Annotated in this window: 23 protein-coding genes; 14 read left to right on the top strand and 9 right to left on the bottom strand. The window is 68.1% G+C overall.

Annotation, left to right across the window (positions count from 1 at the left end; genetic code table 11):
• Window positions 1-111: 111 nt before the first annotated feature.
• Window positions 112-1,293 (bottom strand): glycosyltransferase, encoded by a 1,182-nt coding sequence (locus ABEA24_RS01645; RefSeq protein ID WP_345428566.1) that lies wholly within the window; start codon window positions 1,291-1,293, stop codon window positions 112-114.
• A gap of 782 nt (window positions 1,294-2,075) precedes the next feature.
• On the opposite strand from ABEA24_RS01645, the gene ABEA24_RS01640 reads away from it, so the two are divergent.
• Both ABEA24_RS01640 and ABEA24_RS01635 read left to right on the top strand, forming a co-directional pair.
• On the top strand, window positions 2,076-2,270 hold the full coding sequence (locus ABEA24_RS01640; protein WP_345428564.1) for a lipopolysaccharide assembly protein LapA domain-containing protein: 195 nt from the start codon (window positions 2,076-2,078) through the stop codon (window positions 2,268-2,270).
• Window positions 2,271-2,376: 106 nt separating this feature from the next.
• Window positions 2,377-2,733, top strand: coding sequence for a hypothetical protein (locus tag ABEA24_RS01635; protein WP_345428562.1), 357 nt, complete (start codon window positions 2,377-2,379; stop codon window positions 2,731-2,733).
• A gap of 203 nt (window positions 2,734-2,936) precedes the next feature.
• Here the strand turns inward: ABEA24_RS01635 and ABEA24_RS01630 are convergent, their stop codons facing one another.
• The 3 genes from ABEA24_RS01630 to ABEA24_RS01620 all read right to left on the bottom strand — a co-directional run bounded on the left by ABEA24_RS01630 (window position 2,937) and on the right by ABEA24_RS01620 (window position 4,870).
• Entirely contained in the window at window positions 2,937-3,392 is a 456-nt protein-coding gene (locus ABEA24_RS01630; RefSeq protein WP_345428560.1) for a universal stress protein, read from the bottom strand.
• A gap of 25 nt (window positions 3,393-3,417) precedes the next feature.
• Window positions 3,418-4,440: a fatty acid desaturase family protein gene (locus ABEA24_RS01625; RefSeq protein WP_345428558.1), complete on the bottom strand. Its 1,023-nt coding sequence runs from the start codon at window positions 4,438-4,440 to the stop codon at window positions 3,418-3,420.
• Window positions 4,441-4,576: 136 nt separating this feature from the next.
• Window positions 4,577-4,870: a UBP-type zinc finger domain-containing protein gene (locus tag ABEA24_RS01620; protein WP_345428556.1), complete on the bottom strand. Its 294-nt coding sequence runs from the start codon at window positions 4,868-4,870 to the stop codon at window positions 4,577-4,579.
• A gap of 350 nt (window positions 4,871-5,220) precedes the next feature.
• Here ABEA24_RS01620 and ABEA24_RS01615 point away from each other — a divergent pair, with 350 nt between their 5' ends.
• Entirely contained in the window at window positions 5,221-6,135 is a 915-nt protein-coding gene (locus ABEA24_RS01615; RefSeq protein WP_345428554.1) for a LysR family transcriptional regulator, read from the top strand.
• Window positions 6,136-6,229: 94 nt separating this feature from the next.
• Entirely contained in the window at window positions 6,230-7,123 is an 894-nt protein-coding gene (locus ABEA24_RS01610) for an SPFH domain-containing protein (protein WP_345428552.1), read from the top strand.
• Here ABEA24_RS01610 and ABEA24_RS01605 read toward each other — a convergent pair.
• Window positions 7,116-7,265 (bottom strand): hypothetical protein, encoded by a 150-nt coding sequence (locus tag ABEA24_RS01605; protein ID WP_345428551.1) that lies wholly within the window; start codon window positions 7,263-7,265, stop codon window positions 7,116-7,118. The two genes, ABEA24_RS01610 and ABEA24_RS01605, sit on opposite strands and share 8 nt — an antisense overlap.
• A 339-nt stretch (window positions 7,266-7,604) precedes the next feature.
• Between ABEA24_RS01605 and ABEA24_RS01600 the strand changes: the two genes are divergently transcribed.
• From ABEA24_RS01600 to ABEA24_RS01585, 4 genes are all read left to right on the top strand, one after another.
• Entirely contained in the window at window positions 7,605-8,741 is a 1,137-nt protein-coding gene (locus ABEA24_RS01600; RefSeq protein ID WP_345428549.1) for a N(5)-(carboxyethyl)ornithine synthase, read from the top strand.
• 279 nt (window positions 8,742-9,020) lie between these two features.
• A complete protein-coding gene (locus tag ABEA24_RS01595) occupies window positions 9,021-10,088 on the top strand; it encodes a TerC family protein (RefSeq protein WP_345428547.1) in 1,068 nt (355 codons plus the stop codon).
• A 199-nt stretch (window positions 10,089-10,287) separates the two neighbouring features.
• Window positions 10,288-10,878 carry a DUF5994 family protein gene (locus ABEA24_RS01590; protein ID WP_345428546.1) on the top strand — a complete coding sequence of 197 codons (591 nt, stop codon included), beginning with the start codon at window positions 10,288-10,290 and terminating at the stop codon, window positions 10,876-10,878.
• A 295-nt stretch (window positions 10,879-11,173) separates the two neighbouring features.
• A complete protein-coding gene (locus tag ABEA24_RS01585) occupies window positions 11,174-11,818 on the top strand; it encodes a DUF5994 family protein (protein ID WP_345428544.1) in 645 nt (214 codons plus the stop codon).
• A gap of 72 nt (window positions 11,819-11,890) precedes the next feature.
• Here the strand turns inward: ABEA24_RS01585 and ABEA24_RS01580 are convergent, their stop codons facing one another.
• Window positions 11,891-12,826, bottom strand: a complete 936-nt coding sequence (locus ABEA24_RS01580; protein ID WP_345428542.1) for a carbohydrate kinase family protein — start codon at window positions 12,824-12,826, stop codon at window positions 11,891-11,893.
• A 295-nt stretch (window positions 12,827-13,121) separates the two neighbouring features.
• On the opposite strand from ABEA24_RS01580, the gene ABEA24_RS01575 reads away from it, so the two are divergent.
• The 3 genes from ABEA24_RS01575 to ABEA24_RS01565 are packed head-to-tail and all read left to right on the top strand — an operon-like array spanning window position 13,122 to window position 16,775.
• The gene (locus ABEA24_RS01575; RefSeq protein WP_345428541.1) at window positions 13,122-14,159 is read left to right on the top strand and encodes an ABC transporter substrate-binding protein; all 1,038 of its coding nucleotides are present in this window, start codon (window positions 13,122-13,124) and stop codon (window positions 14,157-14,159) included.
• Window positions 14,159-15,718, top strand: a complete 1,560-nt coding sequence (locus ABEA24_RS01570) for a sugar ABC transporter ATP-binding protein (protein ID WP_345428539.1) — start codon at window positions 14,159-14,161, stop codon at window positions 15,716-15,718. Before ABEA24_RS01575 ends, ABEA24_RS01570 begins: the two co-directional genes overlap by 1 nt.
• On the top strand, window positions 15,708-16,775 hold the full coding sequence (locus tag ABEA24_RS01565) for an ABC transporter permease (RefSeq protein ID WP_345428537.1): 1,068 nt from the start codon (window positions 15,708-15,710) through the stop codon (window positions 16,773-16,775). Before ABEA24_RS01570 ends, ABEA24_RS01565 begins: the two co-directional genes overlap by 11 nt.
• Before the next feature lie 253 nt (window positions 16,776-17,028).
• Here the strand turns inward: ABEA24_RS01565 and ABEA24_RS01560 are convergent, their stop codons facing one another.
• Window positions 17,029-17,166: a hypothetical protein gene (locus ABEA24_RS01560; protein ID WP_345428535.1), complete on the bottom strand. Its 138-nt coding sequence runs from the start codon at window positions 17,164-17,166 to the stop codon at window positions 17,029-17,031.
• Window positions 17,167-17,248: 82 nt separating this feature from the next.
• Between ABEA24_RS01560 and ABEA24_RS01555 the strand changes: the two genes are divergently transcribed.
• On the top strand, window positions 17,249-17,542 hold the full coding sequence (locus ABEA24_RS01555) for a hypothetical protein (RefSeq protein WP_345428534.1): 294 nt from the start codon (window positions 17,249-17,251) through the stop codon (window positions 17,540-17,542).
• A gap of 385 nt (window positions 17,543-17,927) precedes the next feature.
• On the opposite strand, the gene ABEA24_RS01550 is transcribed toward ABEA24_RS01555, so the two are convergent.
• Window positions 17,928-18,317, bottom strand: coding sequence for a Fur family transcriptional regulator (locus ABEA24_RS01550; protein ID WP_345428532.1), 390 nt, complete (start codon window positions 18,315-18,317; stop codon window positions 17,928-17,930).
• A gap of 116 nt (window positions 18,318-18,433) precedes the next feature.
• Complete coding sequence (locus tag ABEA24_RS01545; RefSeq protein WP_345428530.1) at window positions 18,434-18,634, bottom strand: hypothetical protein; 201 nt, start codon at window positions 18,632-18,634, stop codon at window positions 18,434-18,436.
• A gap of 159 nt (window positions 18,635-18,793) precedes the next feature.
• On the opposite strand from ABEA24_RS01545, the gene ABEA24_RS01540 reads away from it, so the two are divergent.
• Entirely contained in the window at window positions 18,794-19,744 is a 951-nt protein-coding gene (locus tag ABEA24_RS01540; RefSeq protein WP_345428529.1) for a metal ABC transporter substrate-binding protein, read from the top strand.
• A 2-nt stretch (window positions 19,745-19,746) separates the two neighbouring features.
• Window positions 19,747-20,514, top strand: a complete 768-nt coding sequence (locus ABEA24_RS01535) for a metal ABC transporter ATP-binding protein (RefSeq protein ID WP_345428527.1) — start codon at window positions 19,747-19,749, stop codon at window positions 20,512-20,514.

The following is a 20,514-nucleotide window of genomic DNA, read 5'->3' as shown; positions in this document are numbered from 1 at the left end:
ATGCCGCGGCGTACGGTCCGCCGGTGGCGGCCTGGACGCCGGATGCCCGTAGGGCCCGGCCGGAGTGCGTACCGGCCGCGCTGGGTTCACGTCGCCGTGTCCTGGGGCGGATCACGGGTTCTGGGTCGCGCGGTCGTAGACGGTGGTGATCTGCCGCGCGATGCGGGTCCAGGCGTAGCGGGAGCGGGCTCGGTCGGCGCCGGCGATGCCGAGCGCGAGGCGGCGGGTCGGATCGGCGAGCAGGCCGCGGATCTGGCGGGCGACCTCCTGTGGTCTGTCCGGTAGGACGTGGACCCCGGTGACGGTGTCAAGGACGGTGTCCAGGTGCCCGCCCACACCGGTCGCGATGACGGGAATACCGCAGGCCATCGCCTCCACCGGTACCCTGCCGAAACCCGTGTACCGGGGCAGCGTGAGCAGCAGGTCGGCCGAGCGCATCAGTTCGGGGACGCGGTCGCGCTGGATGGGGCCGAGGAAGAAGACGCGATCGGCGACCGCCTCCTGTTTGGCGAGCAGATGCAGACGGTGCGCCTGGGGATCGGTGTCGGGGGTGCCAGGCCCGCCGGCGATGATCAACTCGGCACCGGGGATCCGCGTGAGCGCCTGGATGGCGGTCACTGCTCCGTGCTGTTCGGCGCGCCGGGAGAGCAGGAGCAACCGGGGACGTTCACCACGCGGGTAGCTGCCACCGTGCGGGCTGAAGGCGCGGGTGTCGACACCGCCCGGCGCCACGTCGATCCGGTGGCGGGGGACGCCCAGCCGGATCAGCTCGTCTTCCTGGCCGGTCCAGGTGGTGATGGTGGCCGGGACGGTGCGCCCGATGGCGCGCTCCAGACGGATGCGCCGCAATACGGCTGCGGCCTGCTCTCCGTCACGCCGCTGTAGCAGGGCCGGGCCGTGAGGGGTGTGCACGAGGGGGATACGAAGACCCTGCTCGGCGACGAGCGAGGCGAGGCTGCTCATCCAAGAGTGGGCATGGATGATCTCAGGGCGCTTCTGCCGCCATCGGCGGGCGAGCTGTTCACCGAGGACGGTGACATGCAGCAGGACGTCCTGCCAGGGCAGCGGCGCGACCGGCCCGGCGGTGAACTCTTCGACCAGCACCCCGGGCGCCAGACGCAGCAGGTCATGCTCATCGGGGTCCTGGCGGCGGGCGTAGATGGTGACCTGGTGGCCCTGGCGGCCCAGCTCGGTGGCGAGTTCGGCGACGTGGACGCCGTGACCGTCCAGCCCCCATCGGCATGCCCCCTCCGGCCCGCTGCTCGCACGTGGGTTGGCGAGCACCGTGACCATGGCTATCTTCACCGTATGCCGCCAGCGAATGCGGCCGTTCGCCGGTGATGCACAGGTCGGTATCGAGCGCCACCAGAACCCGCCCGAAGATGGCCGGGAGCCCATTGGCGAACCGGCCGAGCCGGACGGCGTCCGGGTGGTGCCTCTTCCAGACCCACGATCGCGTCGATGAGCGGATAGATGAGAGCGATCAGCCTGATGCCGTATCTGCGGCGCACGACAGGACCTCCTTGTGAGCGTTGGGGCGGCGGAGTGGCCTGCGTGTGGCCATCCGCGGCCTCCCGGGCCGAGGAATCGGAACCGACAAGCCGGCCGATCGCCCTTGAGTCAATCCGGCCCGCAGCCGAACGGAAACAAGCAACTCCAGCAAGGCCCATCACCAGGAGAGATCACCTGTACGGTGTGCTCGATCGATCCGGCTCTATTTTCAAGCACGAGACAGCGCGACCCTCCAGTTCGTATTTCAAAACTCAGCCGCCCGGCCCCAATTCTCCGAGAAAGACCGCATTTTCCGTAATTTCGGGTGTATGCTTTTGAGTATCCGGAAACGACGACATCCCGGTTTTTTGGTTGCCCGTCATGCCGGCCCTACCGAAGGGGATGTCATGCCCCTCTTGCATCACTCCCGTAACGGACCCACCAGCCGGCACGCTGAACCCGCCACGTCGGCACCGCCCGTGCGTTCGTCGCCTTCCGCGCCGGCACGCCCTGCGCCAAAGATGCGACCGGTCCCAGTCACGCGGACGAGCGTGGCGTGGGTCGGCGTATGGACCGCGGTAGTCGTGCTCGTCGCGTTCATCGTGTTCATCCTGCAGAACACACGCGACGCACAGGTCTCCTTTCTCTGGTTGCACGGAACCCTGCCGCTGGCGGTCGGTCTGTTGATCGCCATGGTCGCCGGGATGGCGGTGACGCTGATGATCGGCACCGCGCGCATCTCCCAGCTACACCGCCTGGCCCGTCGGCGTCGCGACTGACGGCCGTTGTCGATAGGGGCCTTGACCGGATGGCTGGCCAGGGCCGGAAATCGAGAAACAGCAAACGGGTCACCCATCCGGCAATGAAACGACAGATGAGGACAAGATGAATCATCGTCAGCAGACTCTTGCCCGCCAACCACACCTAGGAACCGGCTTTGCCGAGTCCGAGGCGAAATGGGTGACTCGCCGTCTCGCGCCGCTCGTGACCCGGCTGCGCTCCTTCGCCGACACAGCGGTCGAGCTCCACCTCAGTATCAAGGACCGCGATGGCGCCGATCCGCGAGTGACCCTGGAATGCCGGGGCGCCGGGCAAACCCATCTGGTGGCCACCGCGGCCGCCCACAGGCTGAGCGCCGCCGTGACGGAAGTCCGCAACGACATGATCCGCCAAATCGAGGGCGCCAAGGCCGCCCGGATTTGGCGCGAGCCGCGGCACACCCGTCCTCACCACCGGCGCTGAACCGGAGCATCAACACGACCTTGTCAGACACGGCCGGTCCCCTTCCACACGGAATCCAGGAGGGCGCGCCCCCGACCGACTGACTGCGGGACCCCTCATCCGCGCTTCATCCCTGCGGACCCCGACACTTTCAAGTGTGCCCCCGTCCGCTGATGGCGGCCCGATACGGAACCAGAAGGCACCGACGGCTCAAAGCATGCGTGTCAGGGCACGATGAGGACCGGGCACTCCGCGTGACGAAACACCTCGTCGGCGACGTTGGACCGGAACAGCGCAGACGGTCCGCCGTGGTGCCGGCGCCCTAGGACGATCAGATCCACCTCCCGCTCCCGCGCCTGATCCAGTACGGCCCGTGGCGTGTGTCCCGGCGTACTTTCCAGCAGCAGGCCCTCGGCGTGCACGCCCGCCGTGGACAGGACGGCGACAGCGTCATCGACCATCCGTTGCGCCACGCTGCCCGCGTCGCTCGCCGCCGGTTCACCGGCCAGTGCCTGGCTTGCCAGGGCACCCAGGATCGACGGCAGGGACGGAAAGTCCGTGGCCCGGACATGCAGAACGAGGACCGTCGCACCGGTCAGCGACGCCAGGTGCCGGGTCTGGTCCAGCACGGCCTCCGTACTCGCCGTCCAATCGATCGCAGCGAGGATTCGCTTGTACATCGCCCGTTCCTTTCTCCGGAGGTTTTCACGTCGCACCGGCGTGATCCGCCGGTCTTGAGTCCGTGGCCATGAGGGTCCGCCCAGTGGCGCTGCCGACCATGTGGAGGTGGCGGAGCACTTCGGCGTAGGAACGGGCGAGGGAGGTCTCGGTATAGGAGATGCCGTGCTGTTCGCAGTGAGCACGCACGAGCGCCTGGGCGCGCCGCAGGCTGGGACGCGGCATGCTGGGGAACAGGTGGTGTTCGATCTGATAGTTCAGGCCACCGAGTACGAAGTCGGTGAACCGGCCGCCGCGTACGTTACGGGACGTCAGTACCTGGCGGCGCAGGTAGTCGACCTTCTCGTCCTCGCCCAGGATGGGCATGCCCTTGTGGTTCGGGGCGAACGAGCATCCCATGTAAACGCCGAACAGGCCCTGCTGCACGAGCAGGAAGCACACGGCTTGGAAAGGAGACAGCACGAGGAACAGGGCCGCCAGATAGCCCGCCGCGTGGATCAGCAGCAGGATCGCCTCGGTCGGTTTCGCCTTCGGTGATCCACTGCGGTCCAGAAGCGCCCGGACGCTTGCGACGTGCAGGTTGAGTCCTTCCAGCAGGAGCATCGGGAAGAACAGGTAGGCCTGCGAGCGGGCCAGCAGGATGCCGAGTCCGCGGCGCGCGCGAGCGTGGGCCTGGGTGAAGGCGATGGCACCGCCTGCGATGTCGGGATCGTGGCCTTCGTGGTTCGGGTGGGCGTGGTGGCGATTGTGCTTGTCGACCCACCAGCCATAGCTCAGCCCGACCAACAGACCACCATGCAGGCGGCCGAGCAGGTCGTTCGCGCGTTTCGAACCGAAGATCTGCTTGTGCCCGGCGTCGTGCCCGACGAACGCGACCTGGGTGAACATCACCGCGAGGAAGACCGCGACCAGTAGTTGCCACCAGGAGCGTCCCAGCAGGGCGAAGACGACCCACCCGGCAGCGAACAACGTGAGATTCGCCGCGATCTTCAGTGCGTAATAGGCGGGCCGGCGATCGAGCAGTCCCGCTCGCTTGACCTGGCGGGACAACTCGGCATACGCGCTCCCGCGTCCGTCGGCCGGTGGTCCCCGGCGAGGGCGTGTACCCGGTCTTACGGGTTCAACGACCATTCTGCTTGCTCCTTCGGCTGTTACGAGATGACCGAGATGACAGGGCGTGGACTGCTCAGACGGCACGCCGGTGGACGTAGCACCATCTCCAGGTCGACCCGGGCTGCAACGCGCGTACCACCGGATGGTCGGTCTCTTCGTAGTGCGCGAGCGCATGCCGACGGGGCGAGTCGTCAGAGCACGCCACCCAACCGCATGTCAGGCACATCACAAGGCCGGCCCAGTGCTCACCGGCGGCTCGGCATTCCCGGCACGTGCTCGAGTGGGGGGCCACCGGCACCAGCGCATCGAGATGCTCACATCGGGGTGCCGACCCGTTCGAGCTGACGCCTCGCGCGTCGAGCGCCATGCCGGCTCCATCCGCACTCATCTGCGCCCTCTCTCCCCGAAACCTGCGCGGTGCCATGCCGGGCTGATCACTTCCAGTCCACCCGCATCGGGGCCGGGCGGAAACCGGCAACCCGCGCAAGCCTCATCACCTGCCCTGATCACCAGGCGAGCGCCCCCTATGGCAGACAAGCGGGCAAGCCCTCGGACCTGGGCGATGACGCTGACCGACGGGAACCTCATCACAAACCTGGATCAGGACCTGTGCCGCGTGCGAGCCTGTACATGATGCGTGCGGACCGGCGCCCGGGATACCGGTCACGCCAGGCCGTGGTGGCAGGTGAAACCCGGCGGTGAGTGGAGGTGGCGGGCATGGAGCTTCGCCAGCTGCGCTACTTCGTGACGCTGGCCGAAGAGTTGCATTTCGGCCGGGCGGCCGCCCGGGAGCACATCGTCCAGTCGGCGTTGAGTCAGCAGTTGCAGCGGCTGGAGCGCGAGCTGGGGGTACGCCTGCTGGAGCGCAGCACCCACCACGTCGGGCTGACGGCGGCGGGAGCGGCGTTCCTGGTCGAGGCGCGGCAGATCCTCGCTCACGTCGACCGGGCGGCGCAGGTCGCCCGCAGCGCGGCCGGAACATTTCCCAGCCTGCGCGTCGGCATCATCGACGCAAGTTACGATTCGATGCCGCAGATCCTGCACGAGGTCCAGGCCAGATATCCCGATCTGGTGATTCACCAGGTCGAGGCCGGTGTGCCCGAGCAATACCAGCAACTCCTCGACGGCCGCCTGGACGTGGGCATCGGCCGGGCCGCGCTCGCCCCACCCGGGGTGGCCTCACACCTGTTCCGCAAGGACCCGCTGGGCGTACTGGTCCCCGACGGTCACCGATTCACGTCTTTGGACGGTGTGCCGGTCGCCACGCTCGCCCAAGAGCCTCTGCTGCTCGCCGAGGACGTGCAGGCGCCGGAGTTCAACCAGTTCGTGGTTGAGATGTGCCGGTCGGCGGGGTTCACGCCCGCCGTGTACGAAGGCACCGTGGAGAGCATCCGCGCCGCCGCCGCTCTGGTCGCGGCAGGACGGTGCCTGTACTGCGTGCCCTCCTCCTGCATCTCCGCCCTCCCCGGAACGATCTGGCGGCCGCTGATCGAACCGGTGTCCCATTACCCGTGGTCGATTCTGTGGCGGGCGACCGACGCCTCCGATCACGTACGCGCCATCGTCACCTGCGCGCGGGCGATGTCGCAGCGATTGGGCTGGCTGGCGGTACCGGACCGGACCGCCGGCTGAAACGCCGGGCCGGCGGGCCGGTCATCAGCTGGCGTGATCAGCCCTGCTCAGGTTCGTGGTTTCCGTGCCAAGGACATGGCGGTTGGCTGATGGCATGGACACCACCCTCATCACCGTCGCCGTCGCCCTTGTCGCCGTGGCGCTGCTGGCGCTGATGCTGTCGGTGCGGATCGTGCAGCAGTACGAGCGCGGCGTCGTGTTCCGGCTGGGACGTGTCCAAGGCACCGTACGACCGCCGGGACTCACCTTCATCACACCGATCGTGGACCGGCTCCGTAAGGTGAACGTCCAGGTCATCACCATGAGCGTTCCCGCCCAAGACGGCATCACCGAGGACAACGTCAGCGTCCGCGTCGATGCGGTCGTCTACTTCCGGGTCGTCGACGCCGTCAAGGCCACCGTGAACGTGCAGAACTACCCCTTCGCCATCTCCCAAGTCGCCCAGACCTCGCTGCGCTCGGTCATCGGCCGCGCCGACCTGGACGCCCTGCTGTCCCAGCGCGACCGGCTGAACTCCGAACTCACCGCGATCATCGACGGCCCCACCGAGTTGCCCTGGGGGGTCAAGGTCGAACGGGTCGAGCTCAAAGACGTGGCACTGCCCGACGCGATGAAACGCTCCATGTCCCGCCAGGCCGAGGCCGAACGCGAACGCCGCGCCCGTGTCATCACCGCCGACGGCGAATTCCAGGCCTCGACAAAGCTCGCCCAAGCCGCCGCCACCATGGCCGCCGATCCCGCCGCCCTGCAACTGCGGCTCCTGCAGACCGTTGTCGAAATCGCCGCGGAGAAGAACAGCACACTCGTCATGCCCGTCCCCGTCGAACTGCTCCGCTTCTTCGACCGCCTCGGGCCCGGGCCCGGCGGCACCGGCACGGCGCACGCGCCTGCCGAGACTCCTCGTCTCGACCCGCGGCCAACGGCGACCCCGGTGACTCCCGCCACCCCGGCCACCCTCCTGACCGAAGAAGCCGAACCCATCAGCTGAACGAATCGGCGCGCCGACCGGTGAGCCGATACAGAACGTCGCCGCTTCCCACGAGCATGGCGTTGAAAGAAGGGCACACCGCGATGACCACGAAACGATCCGCCTCCTCCCAGACCGACGGCGTATCCGCGGCGGCGGACACGTCCGCTACGTCCCAGGCCGACGCCACGACGGACGCCCAGCAGGCGAAGCCCGGCACCGGCGCCCGCGCTCGGCAACGCGCCGCCGAGGCGGGCGAAGCCCTACGAGAAGGAACACGGCACGTCACCGATGTGGCGGCCAGGACGCGGCGATCGGCCCCGGTACGAGTGCGACAGGTTTCCGGCGGTGCCGCCACGCGAACCCGCCGTGTGACCGGGAAGGTAGCGGCCTGGGCACGCCGAAACCCCAAGGCGGTCGCCGGCGCGATAGCGGGTACGGCCGCATTCGGGTCGGCGACGTGGCGGCGGATCACACGACGAGGGCGACGCTAGCCACGCGCGTGGACAAGCTCACTCTCGGAGTCGTGTCACGGTCGCGCAAGGAGAACGAGAACCGGCTCCCCATCCACCCGCTGCATCTGGAACGGATCGACGCCGACCTGCGGAAACGCATCTACCTCGAGCACGGCTACGGTGAACGCTTCGGTGTGCCGGACGAACGGCTGGCACCGTACGTGGCAGGGCTGCGAACCCGTGCCCAGCTCATCGCGGACTGCGCTGTCATCCTGCTGCCCAAGCCGCTGTCTCAGGACGTCACCAGGCTGCGCGAAGGACAGATTCTGTGGGGCTGGCCGCACTGCGTTCAGAACGCGAAGCTCACACAGTTGGCGATCGACCGGCGGCTGACGGTGATCGCTTTCGAGGCGATGAACCACTGGACCGACGACGGCTGGTTCAGCCTGCACGTCTTCCACAAGAACAACGAACTGGCAGGCTACTGCTCGGTGCTGCACGCCCTGCAACTCGTCGGAGCGACCGGCGACTACGGCCGCAGGCTTCGGGCGGCCGTCATCGGCTTCGGGGCGACCGGCCGCGGCGCGGTGACCGCCCTCAACGCGCATGGCGTGCACGACGTGCACATCCTCACCAACCGCAGCGTCACGGCGGTCGCCTCCCCGATCCATTCCGCGCGCATCGTCGGCCTCGATCACGACCCCGATGATCCGAGCCACATCCATGTGCTGCGGCAGGGTCTCCGAGTACCCGTGGCGCCTTTCCTCGCCGAACACGACATCGTCGTCAACTGCGTGCTCCAGAACCCCGACGCGCCGTTGACGTTCGTCACCGACGACTGCCTCGCCGCGTTCACCCCGGGCAGCCTCATCATCGACGTGTCCTGCGACGAGGGAATGGGCTTCACCTGGGCACGACCCACCTCCTTCACACGCCCGACATTCACCGTGGGCGACCGTCCACTACTACGCCGTCGACCACAGCCCCTCACTGCTGTGGGACTCCGCCACCTGGGAGATCAGCGAGGCTCTGCTGCCCCACCTGCCGACGGTGCTCGCCGGCCCGCCGGCGTGGGACACGGACCAGACCGTCCGACGAGCCATCGAGATCCGCGACGGCGTCATCCAGAACCCCGCCATCCTGTCCTTCCAGCATCGTTCACCGCACTATCCGCACCGTTTTAATTCATCGACAGGTGGAACTGTTTCTAGAGAGCGGAGTTAGCCGATGAGCATAGATCGGAGGTACCGAGAAGTGTCGATGTCCCACCCTTTGTGGCGTTCGCCGGCCGGAACTCCGAAGAGACGTTAGGGACAAAGGCTGGCGGGGGGAAATGAAAAACGAGCCTGCGGGAAAGGGGCGGGATCACCACCGCCGACGCGACCCTTCTCCTAGTCGAGTGGCGCGGGGGCACCGTCGACCACCTTTAGGGGAAAGACGGTAGGTGAAGGAGGTGGTGGACGGTGAACGGCTTCGCTGTACAGGCCTGGGCCGCGCTGATCGGCCTGATCGTCGCGCTGTTCACGTTCGACCTCCTGGTGGCGGTGCGCCGCCCGCACTCCGTCGGGCTGGTCGAGGCCACCGTGTGGTCGGTGTTCTACATCGCCGTCGCGGTCGGGTTCGGGCTGATCCTGTGGGCGGCGGCAGGCGCGCAGGCGGGCACCGAGTACTTCGCGGGCTGGGTGGTGGAGAAAAGCCTGTCGATCGACAATCTGTTCATCTTCTCGATCACCTTCACTCGCTTCGCGGTACCGGCCGAGTACCGGCACAAGATCCTGCTGTACGGCATCGCGTTCGCGCTGTGCCTGCGCGCGGTGTTCATCGCGATCGGGGCGGCCGCGATCAGCCTGTTCTCTTTCACTTTCCTGCTGTTCGGCCTGGTGCTGCTGTGGACAGCGGTGCAATTGATCCGCCACCGCAACGAGGAACCCGACGTGGAGGACACGTGGCTGGTACGCCGGGCGCGATCGATCATGCCCGTTGCCGTCGGCTACCACGGTGGCCGGATGCTCGCCGTCGAGGACGGGCGGAGGGTGATGACCCCGGTGCTACTGGTGTTCGTCGCCATCGGCAGCACCGACCTGCTGTTCGCCCTGGACTCCATCCCCGCAGTTTTCGGGGTGACCAACAAACCGTTCATCGTGTTCGCCGCGAACGCCTTCGCCCTGCTCGGCCTGCGCGCACTGTTCTTCCTCATCGAAGGGCTACTGGAACGGCTGGTCTATCTCGCCATCGGGCTCTCGCTGATCCTGGCCCTTATCGGGGTCAAGCTCATCCTGCTGTTCCTGCACGAGGACGTCACCGAGTCCGTCCCAAAGATCCCCACCTCGCTCTCGCTCGCCCTCATCTTGTTCATCCTCATCGTCACCACGATCGCCAGCGTGCTGCGCGTCCGCACGCACCCCGAAGAGCGCGCACATCCCGGTGCGGTGCGCGCCCGTCGCGGCCGGCCCGACGACAGCGCCCCGCCGCCCTCGAACCACCCCCAGGACGGATCGGCACCCGGCCGAACCCACGCCCCTCCCTCGTGAGGCCGGCGCGGCACAGTCACCGTCAGCCCGCGAACGTGTGCTCAGCGCGGTCTTTACCTCCCGAATAGAGTGATTGCAGAGTCTGCGGGGTATGCCGTTAATACCGAGGACTTTTCGTGCGTTGGCGGTCAGGTCGGCGTCGCCCCCGGCGATACAGCGTGACTGGACCTTTCGCGGGCCGGGGACAGGCCAGGCGATCATGACGCCGACACTGCTTTCTCACCACACGCCGACACTGCTTTCTCACCACACACCGCTCAGCGCCGTCGCCAGTGCACTCCCCAGGATCGACTCCCCGGTGAGACTCAGGTTGGACCCTGTCCTTTCCGGGCGGGGCCCGTTGAATGGGGCGTGGTGGCCCTATTCCCATGACGCCGCGGCAGAGCTACCCGGCCTCATCGCCGCTGTCGATCAACGGCTGGGCCGGACCACGCTGCGCGTCTGCGTGCACACCGACGCCTGGAACCAGATCCCCGGCCGTATCCCAGCCCGGGGACGCCAGATCGAAGTGGGCCGGCGCCGCGGCACCGACCCCCGCCTCATCACGCTGATGTTCGCGGGGGCCGATGCCGTCAACCTGTTGATCATGCCGTCGGACAGCACAGGCGGGCCGGCCAAGGCCGCCCCCGGCGTCGCAGGCATTGTTGACCTGCGTCCGGTCGATTCCCTCACCACCATCGCCGACCATCCGCTCAGCCAGACCTTGGCGCGCCGGAACCTGGTGGGCCGGCCGGTGCTGAGAACAGCACAGCGAACCGCTGCGACGGCCACAGGGCCCACCGCTTCCTGATCCGCACATCGACGGCGACTCGAACCGTGCCCGGAACCGCCGGCACCCGGCTGACAGGCACCCATCACCCTTCTTCGACCGGAGGCCGGAGTGGGCCTGCATTCCGGTGCTTCAGACGACGGGCCCCATGACGCCAAAAAATGGCGGACTAAAAGCACCACATCGATTCGGACCAGCATTTTCGGGGTATAATGGGAATTACCGAGGGCACTTCGTGCGCCGATAGCCAAGTTGACGTCGTCCTGGGTGTACGGAGATCCGGTTCCTTTATCGGGCCGAGGACGGGGCCGATGTCATGGCACCGCATGTTGATCAAACAGACGTTCTGTCTCCTGCCATCCCGCTGGCGTCCCGGCTGAGCCTGGATCCGGCGTTGAGGCGCCGGGGAATCCTCGACGGCGGCTGGTGGCCGCGCTCGCGTAACGCGAGCGTGGAACTGCCGCTCCTCGTCTCGTCACTGAACGCACGGGTCGGCACGATCCTGCGGCTCGGTATCGACGCTCGGGACTGGGATGACATCCCCCGCCGGCTCAGGGTCGGCGGGCACGTCGTGCGGGTCGGGCGGTTCGCCGACGTGAACCACAAGATCATCGTGACCCGTGGCCCGCAAGACCACATCATGCTGCTGGTCATACCGCCCGAGGCGTCAACGGCCTCGGCGAAAGCCGCGCTGGCGATGGCGGCCACCGGCAAGGACAGCGGCAGGCCCGAAGAGATCCTCGCCGCCGCCGGCGTTGAGGACGAGGCCGGGACGAACACGCCCCAGGCGGTCCCAAGCGATGGTGATCACGCCCGTGACCAGGGTCTTCGCTCCGCAGGCGCCGGAGGCGTACGCCCCATGGTGATCGAGGACGCCCGGCGAGATGACGGGGGTGAGATCGGCCGCTGGCTCGACGACGGCGCGCCCTCCCCGGACCTCCCGGCACGGCACCCGGACTGATGCAGTCCACGCCTGCCTGAGCGCAGTACCCAGGCGTCGGCCAGAGCCGGTTCCGTTCACGCGGGACCGGCGTCAGGCGAGCAGCTCGGTGACGGCGGCGGCGGTCGGCGGCTGCGCCCCTGGACGCGTACACGTGATGGCGGCGGCGGCCGACCCGAAGCGCAGCGCGCGGTCCATGGCGCTGGTGCTCACCGCCGGTGGCACGACGTTGAGGGTGTTCTGCGCGAACAGCGAATGGAGCACGCCCGCCGTGAACGTGTCGCCCGCTCCCACTGTGTCGACGACGTCGACCGGGACGCTGGGGACATGGACCGGAAACCCGTCCGCAGACACGGCTGTGGCTCCCCGGGCGCCGAAGGTGATAAGGATGAGGCGGTTCCCGTACCGGTCGATCCAGTCACGGGCCACATCGAAAGGGTCCCGGCCGGGATGAAGCCAGCGGAGGTCGTCGCTGCTGGCCTTGACCACGTGGGCGATGCGCAGCCAGGCGTCGATACGGTCGTGGTACGTTCGGCGGTCCGGCAGAAGGGACGGACGCACGTTGACGTCGTAGGTGATGACCGTGGCGTGAGCGTGACCTGTCGCCCATGCCAGCAGCACCTCCGCGCCCGGCGGCAGGACGCTCGCCAGCGTCCCGAAATGCAGGGCCCGGGTTGCGGGCGGCAGCCGCTCGGGCAGCTCATGCGCCGTCCACTGCCAGTCGGCGGTGCCCTGGACGTAGAACCGGAAGTCGGGCACCCCTTGCCCGGCGAAGCCCAGGACGGCGAGGGAACTGGGCTCGGTCGCGCTGACCGCGAGCGACAGATCGACGCCGTTCTCCTCCAGATGGCGGCGCAGGCGGCGACCGAAGGCGTCGTTCGAAAGACGGCATGCCAGCGCGACAGGTGTGCCCAGCCGTGCCAGCGCGACCGCGGTGTTGGCGGGCCCGCCGCCCGGCATGGCCCGCCACTGGTCAGGGCCGTCTGCGGGCACCAGATCGATCAATGCCTCCCCGAAGACAACGATCATGGCTCTCTCCCCTTCCCGGATCCGGGCCTGCCTGGTACAGAGGGGTAGAGTTCGAAAAGGACATCTCTTCCAGGCGTCTGCCTGGAACCGGAAGTATTCGAATTGTCACGGGAGGAACGCACGAGGCCTACGGGTCAGGTGCGGAGAATGCGGCTACGGATTCCCATCCGCGAGTCCGGTTCGGTATTCATGATCTGCGTACGGTCGGCGTTCCACCGTTCATTATGAATTTCCCGGCAGCCGCCAGAGATGCCCCCGACAAGAATCTGATCTGAGGTTTTTTCGGGAGGCTGCCATGGCCCGGGCGCGTACCGTCTTCTCGCTCTCCCTCGTCGCCGCCATCGCCTTGGTGGCGCTCGTCATCGGCGTGGTGGCCGGCCGGGCGATCGGCTCGTCGGACTCCTCAGGCGGTGGCAAGGGTGCCGGCGCGGTCGGCGGTAAGAAGATCGATGTCATCATCAAGGCGAGTGACTCCTCCTTCTGGCAGGTCATGCTGGCCGGTGCGAAGCAGGCGGGCGGCGACTTCGGTCTCACCGTGGGCGCGTTCGCGCCGACGTCGGAGACGAACATCGACGAGCAGGTCCAGCTGGTCGAGAACTCCATCTCCCGCGGGGTCAAGGGGATCGTCATCGCGCCCAATTCGTCGAGCGCGCTGAACTCCGTCATCGGCCGGGCACGTCAGGCGGGAATCAAGGTCATCACCGTCGACAGCCGTATCACCGGACCGTCGGACGGCTTCATCGGAACCGACAACGTCAAGGCCGGCGCGCAGGGCGGGCAGCGCATGTGCCAGTTGCTCCGGGCACAGCAGAAGACCACCGGCGTCATCATGATCGAATCGTCGGTGGCCGGTATCCAGTCGCTCGTCGAGCGCGACACCGGCTTCAAGCAGGGGCTCGCGACCTACTGCCCGGGCATCAAGGTGTCCCTGCAGCGCTTCAACAACAACGACATCAACACCGCCGCCTCGCAGGTGAACGACGCGCTCACCGCCAACCCGAACCTGCTCGGAGTGTTCGCCGACAACAACACGTCGGGAGTCGGCGCGGCCCGGGCGATCAAGGACAACGGCGCTGTCGATCGGATCCCGGTCGTCGCGTTCGACTCCGACCCCCAGGAGAACGCCGCGCTGGCCACCGGAGCGATCGACGCCCTGGTGGTTCAGAACCCCTACTTCTTCGGTTACCAGGGAGTGCTCGGAGCCGCGATGGCTAGTGTCGACCGCATCCCGCCGCGCAACATCGACCCCGGCGCGGTGGTGGTCGACAAGAAGAACATGCGTGAGCCCGACGTGAAGCGGCTGCTCGAGCCGCCGACCGCGAAGGTGGGCTGATGAGCGGGCCTCCCGTGCCGGTGGCCGAGTTGTACGACGTGTCGAAGTCGTTCGGCCCCGTCCAGGCGCTCACGGACGTCTCGCTGCGACTGATCCCCGGTCAGGTGCACTGCCTGGCCGGAGAGAACGGCGCCGGCAAGTCGACCCTGATCCGGGTGCTCACCGGCGCCCTTCGCAGGGACGGCGGTCGCTATGAGATCGAGGGCGAACCGGTCACCGCGCCGACGCCGGCCCACATGCGCGCCGCCGGTGTCCAGGCCGTCTACCAAGAGCTGAGCCTGCTCCCGCACCTGTCGGTGGCGGAGAACCTGTTCATGGGCCGGCTTCCGGCGCGTGCGGGTGTCCTCGCCAGAGGCGACCTGCGTCGCCGGGCGCGGACGGCGCTCGACGAGGTCGGACTCGAGGACCTCAGCCCGGACGCGATCGTCGAACGGCTGCCGGCCGCCACCCGCCAGCTCGTGGAGATCGCCAAGGTCCTGACCGCCGACGCCGTCAAGGTGATCGTGTTCGACGAGCCGACCACCGCGCTCACCGAGGCGGAGTCCGCCCATCTCATGGAGCACATCCTGCGGCTTCGCGACCGCGGCGTCGCGATCCTCTACGTGACCCACCGCCTCGAGGAGATGTTCGAGATCGGGGACTGGGTGACCGTTCTACGTGACGGCGGCCTGTCCGAGGCCGGGCCGATCGGCGACTACGACGAGGACCGCCTCATCGCGGCGATGGTCGGGCGGGAGGTCAGCTCGCTGTACCCCGAGGTCCGCCGGGAGGCGGGAGTGCCGATGCTGCGGGTCCGTGGGCTGCGCCGCTTCGAACGGTCGCCGAGCATCGACCTCGACGTCGCGGCCGGCGAGATCGTCGGCATCGGTGGCCTGCTGGGGTCCGGCCGCAGCGGCCTGCTGCTGTCGGTTTTCGGAGCCGTCCCGACCGCCGCAGGGCGTGTCGAGGTCGAGGGACGGCGCGTGCGGCCGGGCGGGCCGCGCACGATGATGAGCGCCGGCATCGGCCTGCTCACCGAGGATCGCAAGGTGCTCGGGCTGCTTCCGGAACTCTCGATCCGGGAGAACGTCACCATCGCCAGCCTGCGCCGCGACTCCCGCCGGGGCCTGCTACCGGGACGTGAACAGAGCCAGGATGCGGACCGGCTGCTCGACAGCCTGCGGCTGCGCGCCGGCTCCTACGACCAGCCGGTGTCGACGCTCTCGGGTGGCAACCAGCAGAAAGTGCTCCTCGCCCGGTGGCTGCTCACCAAGCCGAAGGTGTTGATGTTCGACGAGCCGACGAAAGGCATCGACGTCGGTGCCAAGGGCGAGCTCTACTCGGTCATCGGGGACCTCGCCGCGCGAGGACTGGGCATCATCATCGTCTCCTCGTACCTGCCCGAGCTCCTCGGACTCGCCGACCGGATCCTCGTCATGCGTGACGGCGCGATCGCCGGTGAGCTGAGCCGGTCCGCCTCGGAGGAGGACGTGCTCCATCTGGCCAGCGGTGACGGAGGCAAGGCCGCCGCGGATGCGGTGGCCGACGACGGTACGGAGGAGGCCGACCGTGATTCCTAAACTGATCTGGCGGGAGCCGATCCCCACGACGACGATCACGAGCGGGGCATCGGCCGTTTCGGGGACGGGTGGCGCCGCGCCGGCTGCGGCCCCGCCTCGGCGGCGGGTCGTCACTCTTGGGGACATCACCGGCCGAGAGAGCGGCGGACTCGTCGTGCTGCTCGTCGCGGTCGGCATCCTCACGCTGACGAGTGACGAGTTCCTCACCACGGGCAACCTGTCCAATCTCGCCCGTCAGGTCGCGATCTTCGGCATCATCGCGGTCGGCGAGCTGCTGGTCATCCTGACCGCCGGCATCGACCTGTCCGTCGGATCGGTCCTCGGGCTGTCCGGGTGCGTGACCGCGCTGCTCCTGGTCCGCGGAATGCCCATCCTGGTGGCGTTGCTGCTGGGAGTGGCGCTCGGCACCGTGCTCGGCGCGATCAACGGCCTGCTCGTCACACGCGCCAAGTTGCCGCCGTTCATCGCAACCCTCGGCATGCTCGGCATCGCCCGGGGTGCGACCCTGGTGATCACCGATGCGAAGACCGTGCAAGGCCTGCCGACCGGCTTTCAGACCATCGCGAACGGCACCGTCCTCGGCATCCCCAACCTTCTGATCATCGCCGCGCTCGTCACGGTCGTCGTCTGGTTCCTGCTTACCCGCACCGTCTTCGGACGCTATGTGTACGCCGTCGGCTCGAACCCCGAGTCGGCCCGTCTGGCCGGTGTCCCGGTCCGCACGGTGACCATCTCCGTGTACGCGATCTCCGGTCTGCTCGCCGGCCTGGGCGGGATACTACTGACCTCCCGCCTCGGGGCAGGCATCCCCACCGCGGGTACCGGGTTCGAGCTCAACGCGATCGCCGCCTGTGTCATCGGCGGCGCGAGCCTGTTCGGAGCGAAAGGCAGCGCGATCGGCGCCGCGACCGGCGCGCTGATCATGGGCGTCCTCAACAACGGCGGCAACCTGCTCGCCATCAACGCCTTCTACCTGCAGATCGGCATCGGCGTACTGATCCTCGTGGCCGTCGGCTTCGACCAGCTGAACGCCCGCCGGGCGGCTTCATCCGGCTGAAGCGGGAAAGCGCCTGTGCGAGTCGCGTAGACCCGCCGCATGCGCACCGGACAGCGGTTTCGGCCATGCGCCACCGCAACGGGTCGCTGTCCGGAGGACCGGGTCGAGTGCTCGATGGTTACTCGTATGTCGCGGTACGGCCCGGCAGTATCCGATACGGCATCGGGCTGATTCGTGAGCATCAGCAAGTGACATGGCCGGCCCCGTCACACGGCTGGAGGCGGAGCACGACCGTGCATAGATTGGTCGATGCTTATCGGTGGCCGTGCCGTTCGCGCAGGTAAGAGGGGACCTCGGCACCGAGCCGGGCGATGTTCTCCCGGGTACGGTCCACCTCGCCGTCGTCCTGCCCGGGGAACCGCGCCGCCAGCAAGAACGCTCCCGCCCGCATGCCCCCAACTCTGCCGGAGACCGGCGAGACGAGGGCATCGCTCAGCGGTGGCGGTGACGCGAGATGGTCAGTGCTCGTCCCAGTGATCCTCGTGGGCCGCGTGCCGGCATCCGTCGTGGATGTAGTCGACGTGGTCACCGTGCGGCACGCTCACGTGGCCACAGCCCTCACCATGCCGATGCGGATGGCCTTCATGCTGCGTGTGGCCAGTGGCCTCGCATTCGTCGACGTGTCCGTCGTGTGGCCGGTGCAGGTGCCCGTCGTGGGCATAGTCGATGTGGTCGCCGTGCGGCACGGCCACGTGGCCGCATCCCGGTCCGTGAGCATGATCGTGAGTGGCATGTTGCCGGTGCTGTGTCATCGCTGTCATCGGTGAACCCCCCTCGGTCTCGTCCTGCCCAAAGAAGGTGCCTGTGAACAGTGGCAACTGTGGCGGCGGCGCCGACGCTCGGTGGATCTGCCGCCCTATTCGTGGGGTCGGCTGGTTCGGCGATGCACCGCTGACCGGTCGCGATCAGCTGGGGCAGGGCGATCCTGTTGATGTGCGCCCAGACCGGTGACCACGTACGGGTGACCTGAACCCAGGTGCCTGCGTGCGGCGGGCGCCTTCTTGATCACGACGCGCATCGGGACGGCGACGGCCGCACAACAGGTCATGCGCAGGCGAGCGCGGCGTGGTCCTGCTCTTCCAGGTCGGATGAGCCTTCTCGATCGATGCGTCGAGCCGCCCTCTACGACAAGATGACCGGCCGAGACAAACGTCAGCTGCGCTGACCGGCGCAGTCGGGGCACAGGCCGAAGATCTCCAGGGTGTGGTCGATGTCGGTGAAGCCTGCTTCGGTGGCGACGTGTTCGGCCCAGTGTTCGATCGCGGGGCCTTCGACCTCGACGCTGCGGCCGCACGAGCGGCAGGTCACGTGGTGATGGTGGGTGCTGGTCTCGCAGCGGCGGTAGAGCGTCTCGCCGGTCTCGTCGCGGAGGGTGTCGACCGCGCCGTCTTCGGCCAGGACCTGGAGTTGGCGGTAGACGGTGGTCAGCCCGATGCGCTCGCCGCGATGGCGGAGCTCGGCGTGGATGTCCTGGGCGCTGCGAAATTCCGGCAGGTCGGCCAGCACCTGGTTGAGCGCCTCGGCCTGCCGGGTGCCTCGCACACGCGTCCCTCTGCCGACCGCGGAAGTCTGTTGTGCGGGGCGTTCGGTCGGGTGCGAGGTCATGGGCGGGTACTCCGGCTGGTCGTGGTCTGATCATCGGCCGTCTCTCGACCGTATCAACCCGCCAGGCCATCACCTTGGCTTCGCAGGCACCGGCCGCACACGCCGTGCACCTCGGCCAGGAGCGGGTCGGGCTCGAAGTCGGCCTCGGCCGCGATTCGGCTCAGCCAGGTGCCGTCGTCGGAGGCGGGGTGCTCGTGGACGTCGCCGCCGTGTCGGCGACAGCCCGGCCGTCCGCAGCCGTACGGCGATGTCATCGGCGGTCCCGTCGCGCGACCGGTGGTCGGCGGTGGCGGCATGCGAGCCCATGATCCGACCGTACGGACATCTACTGATATTGACAACCATTACCGTTAAGACGAACATGGCATTGGTTTTCATTTGCATCTCATCCGTGCCGACCGCGAGGAGACACGTTGCGCATCCGAACCCCCCAGCTGGCCGCACCGGTTCTGGCGGGCCTCCTGGCCGCGGCCAGCGCCTGCGGTGGTTCCAGCTCCGCGAGTGACGCCGGCGGCTCAGGTAGCAGCGCGAAGTTGAAGGTGGTCGCGACGACCACGCAGGTCGCCGACTTCGCCCGCAACGTCGGCGGGGACAAGGTCAAGGTCACCCAGATCCTCAAACCCAACGTCGACCCCCACGACTACGAGCCCTCCCCCGCCGACGTGCAGGCGATCGCCGAGGCGGACGTGGTGCTCGAGAACGGCGTCGGTCTGGAGCGGTGGCTGGACCAAACGATCAAGTCCGCGGGGTTCCACGGCGCGCTGGTCGACACGAGCAAGGGCGTGGCCGTCCGCAAGGGCAACGGCAGCGATGAGGAGGCGGCCGGCGACCCGCACATCTGGCACAACCCCAAGAACGCCGAGATCATGAGCCGCAACATCACCGCGGCGTTCGAGGCCAAGGACCAGGCCGACAAGGCGACCTACGAAGCGAACCTGACCTCCTACACCGCCAAGCTGCAACAACTGGACTCCTGGATCGCCCAGCAGATCGGCACCCTGCCCGCCGACCAGCGCAAGCTGGTCACCAACCACGACGCGTTCGGCTACTACATCGACCGCTACCACCTGACGTTCGTCGGCTCGATCATCCCGAGCTTCGACACCTCCGCCGAACTGTCCGGCGAACAGCTCAACACCCTGGTCTCCAAGATCAAAGCGACCGGGGTCAAGGCGATCTTCTCCGAGTCGTCCCTGCCGCCCAAGACCGCCGAGGCCATCGGGAAGCAGGCCGGAGTGAAGGTCGAGGCCGGCGAGGACTCCCTGTACGGCGACACGCTCGGCCCGGCCGGCTCGGCCGGGGCCACCTACCTCGACATGGAGCGGCACAACACCACCACCATCGTCACCGCGCTGAAGGGCTGACCGTGGAACCCGACATCCCGCCTCCGGCGCTGGACCTGGACGAGGTCACCGTCGCCTACGGCCCCGCCCTCGCGCTGGAGAACATCGACGGCATGGTCGCCCCCGGTGAGGCCGTCGCCCTGATCGGCCCGAACGGCGCCGGCAAATCCACCCTCATCAAGGCGGTCCTCGGACTCGTCCCACTCGCCTCCGGACGGATCACCGTCCTCGGCACGACCCCCGCACGAGCGCGCCGCGACGTCGCGTACGTGCCGCAGGCCGACACGCTCGACCCGGAGTTCCCGATCTCGGTCGGCCAGGTCGTCCTCATGGGCCGCTACCGGCGGATCGGATGGCTGCGCCGGCCGAAGGCCGCGGACAAGGAGGCCGCCCGCCGGGCCCTGGAGCAGGTCGGGCTGGCCGACCGTGCCCGGCACCGGTTCGGGACGCTGTCCGGCGGGCAGCGTCAGCGCGTGCTGCTGGCCCGGGCCATCGCCGCCGAGCCGCGCCTGCTGTTGCTGGACGAGCCGTTCAACGGCGTCGACGCCGTCAGTGAGCAGGCCCTCCTGGACGCGATCGCACGGCTGAAGGAAGAAGGTGCCGCGGTGGTCGTCTCCACCCACGACCTGGCGCTCGCCCACCTCGCCTGTGAGGAGGTCTGCCTGCTCAACCGCCGGCAGTACGGCTTCGGCCCCACGAACGTGACCCTGACGCCCGACCGGCTGCGCGCCACCTACGGCGGACACGCCCTGGAACTGCGCGGCGACCGCGTCATCGTCGCCCACTCCTGA

The sequence above is a fragment of the Actinoallomurus vinaceus genome (assembly GCF_039542055.1).
GTDB lineage: Bacteria > Actinomycetota > Actinomycetes > Streptosporangiales > Streptosporangiaceae > Actinoallomurus > Actinoallomurus vinaceus.
Note: the sequence above shows the minus strand (reverse complement) of the source record. Positions and strands in the feature narration are given on the sequence as shown.

Coding starts and splice junctions, on each gene's coding strand:
- ABEA24_RS01645 (WP_345428566.1), bottom strand. CDS start 1,293: ATGGTCACGGTGCTCGCCAACCCACGTGCGAGCAGCGGGCCGGAGGGG.
- ABEA24_RS01635 (WP_345428562.1), top strand. CDS start 2,377: ATGAATCATCGTCAGCAGACTCTTGCCCGCCAACCACACCTAGGAACC.
- ABEA24_RS01630 (WP_345428560.1), bottom strand. CDS start 3,392: ATGTACAAGCGAATCCTCGCTGCGATCGATTGGACGGCGAGTACGGAG.
- ABEA24_RS01620 (WP_345428556.1), bottom strand. CDS start 4,870: ATGGCGCTCGACGCGCGAGGCGTCAGCTCGAACGGGTCGGCACCCCGA.
- ABEA24_RS01615 (WP_345428554.1), top strand. CDS start 5,221: ATGGAGCTTCGCCAGCTGCGCTACTTCGTGACGCTGGCCGAAGAGTTG.
- ABEA24_RS01610 (WP_345428552.1), top strand. CDS start 6,230: ATGGACACCACCCTCATCACCGTCGCCGTCGCCCTTGTCGCCGTGGCG.
- ABEA24_RS01590 (WP_345428546.1), top strand. CDS start 10,288: ATGACGCCGACACTGCTTTCTCACCACACGCCGACACTGCTTTCTCAC.
- ABEA24_RS01585 (WP_345428544.1), top strand. CDS start 11,174: ATGGCACCGCATGTTGATCAAACAGACGTTCTGTCTCCTGCCATCCCG.
- ABEA24_RS01580 (WP_345428542.1), bottom strand. CDS start 12,826: ATGATCGTTGTCTTCGGGGAGGCATTGATCGATCTGGTGCCCGCAGAC.
- ABEA24_RS01575 (WP_345428541.1), top strand. CDS start 13,122: ATGGCCCGGGCGCGTACCGTCTTCTCGCTCTCCCTCGTCGCCGCCATC.
- ABEA24_RS01570 (WP_345428539.1), top strand. CDS start 14,159: ATGAGCGGGCCTCCCGTGCCGGTGGCCGAGTTGTACGACGTGTCGAAG.
- ABEA24_RS01560 (WP_345428535.1), bottom strand. CDS start 17,166: ATGCGGGCGGGAGCGTTCTTGCTGGCGGCGCGGTTCCCCGGGCAGGAC.
- ABEA24_RS01545 (WP_345428530.1), bottom strand. CDS start 18,634: ATGACATCGCCGTACGGCTGCGGACGGCCGGGCTGTCGCCGACACGGC.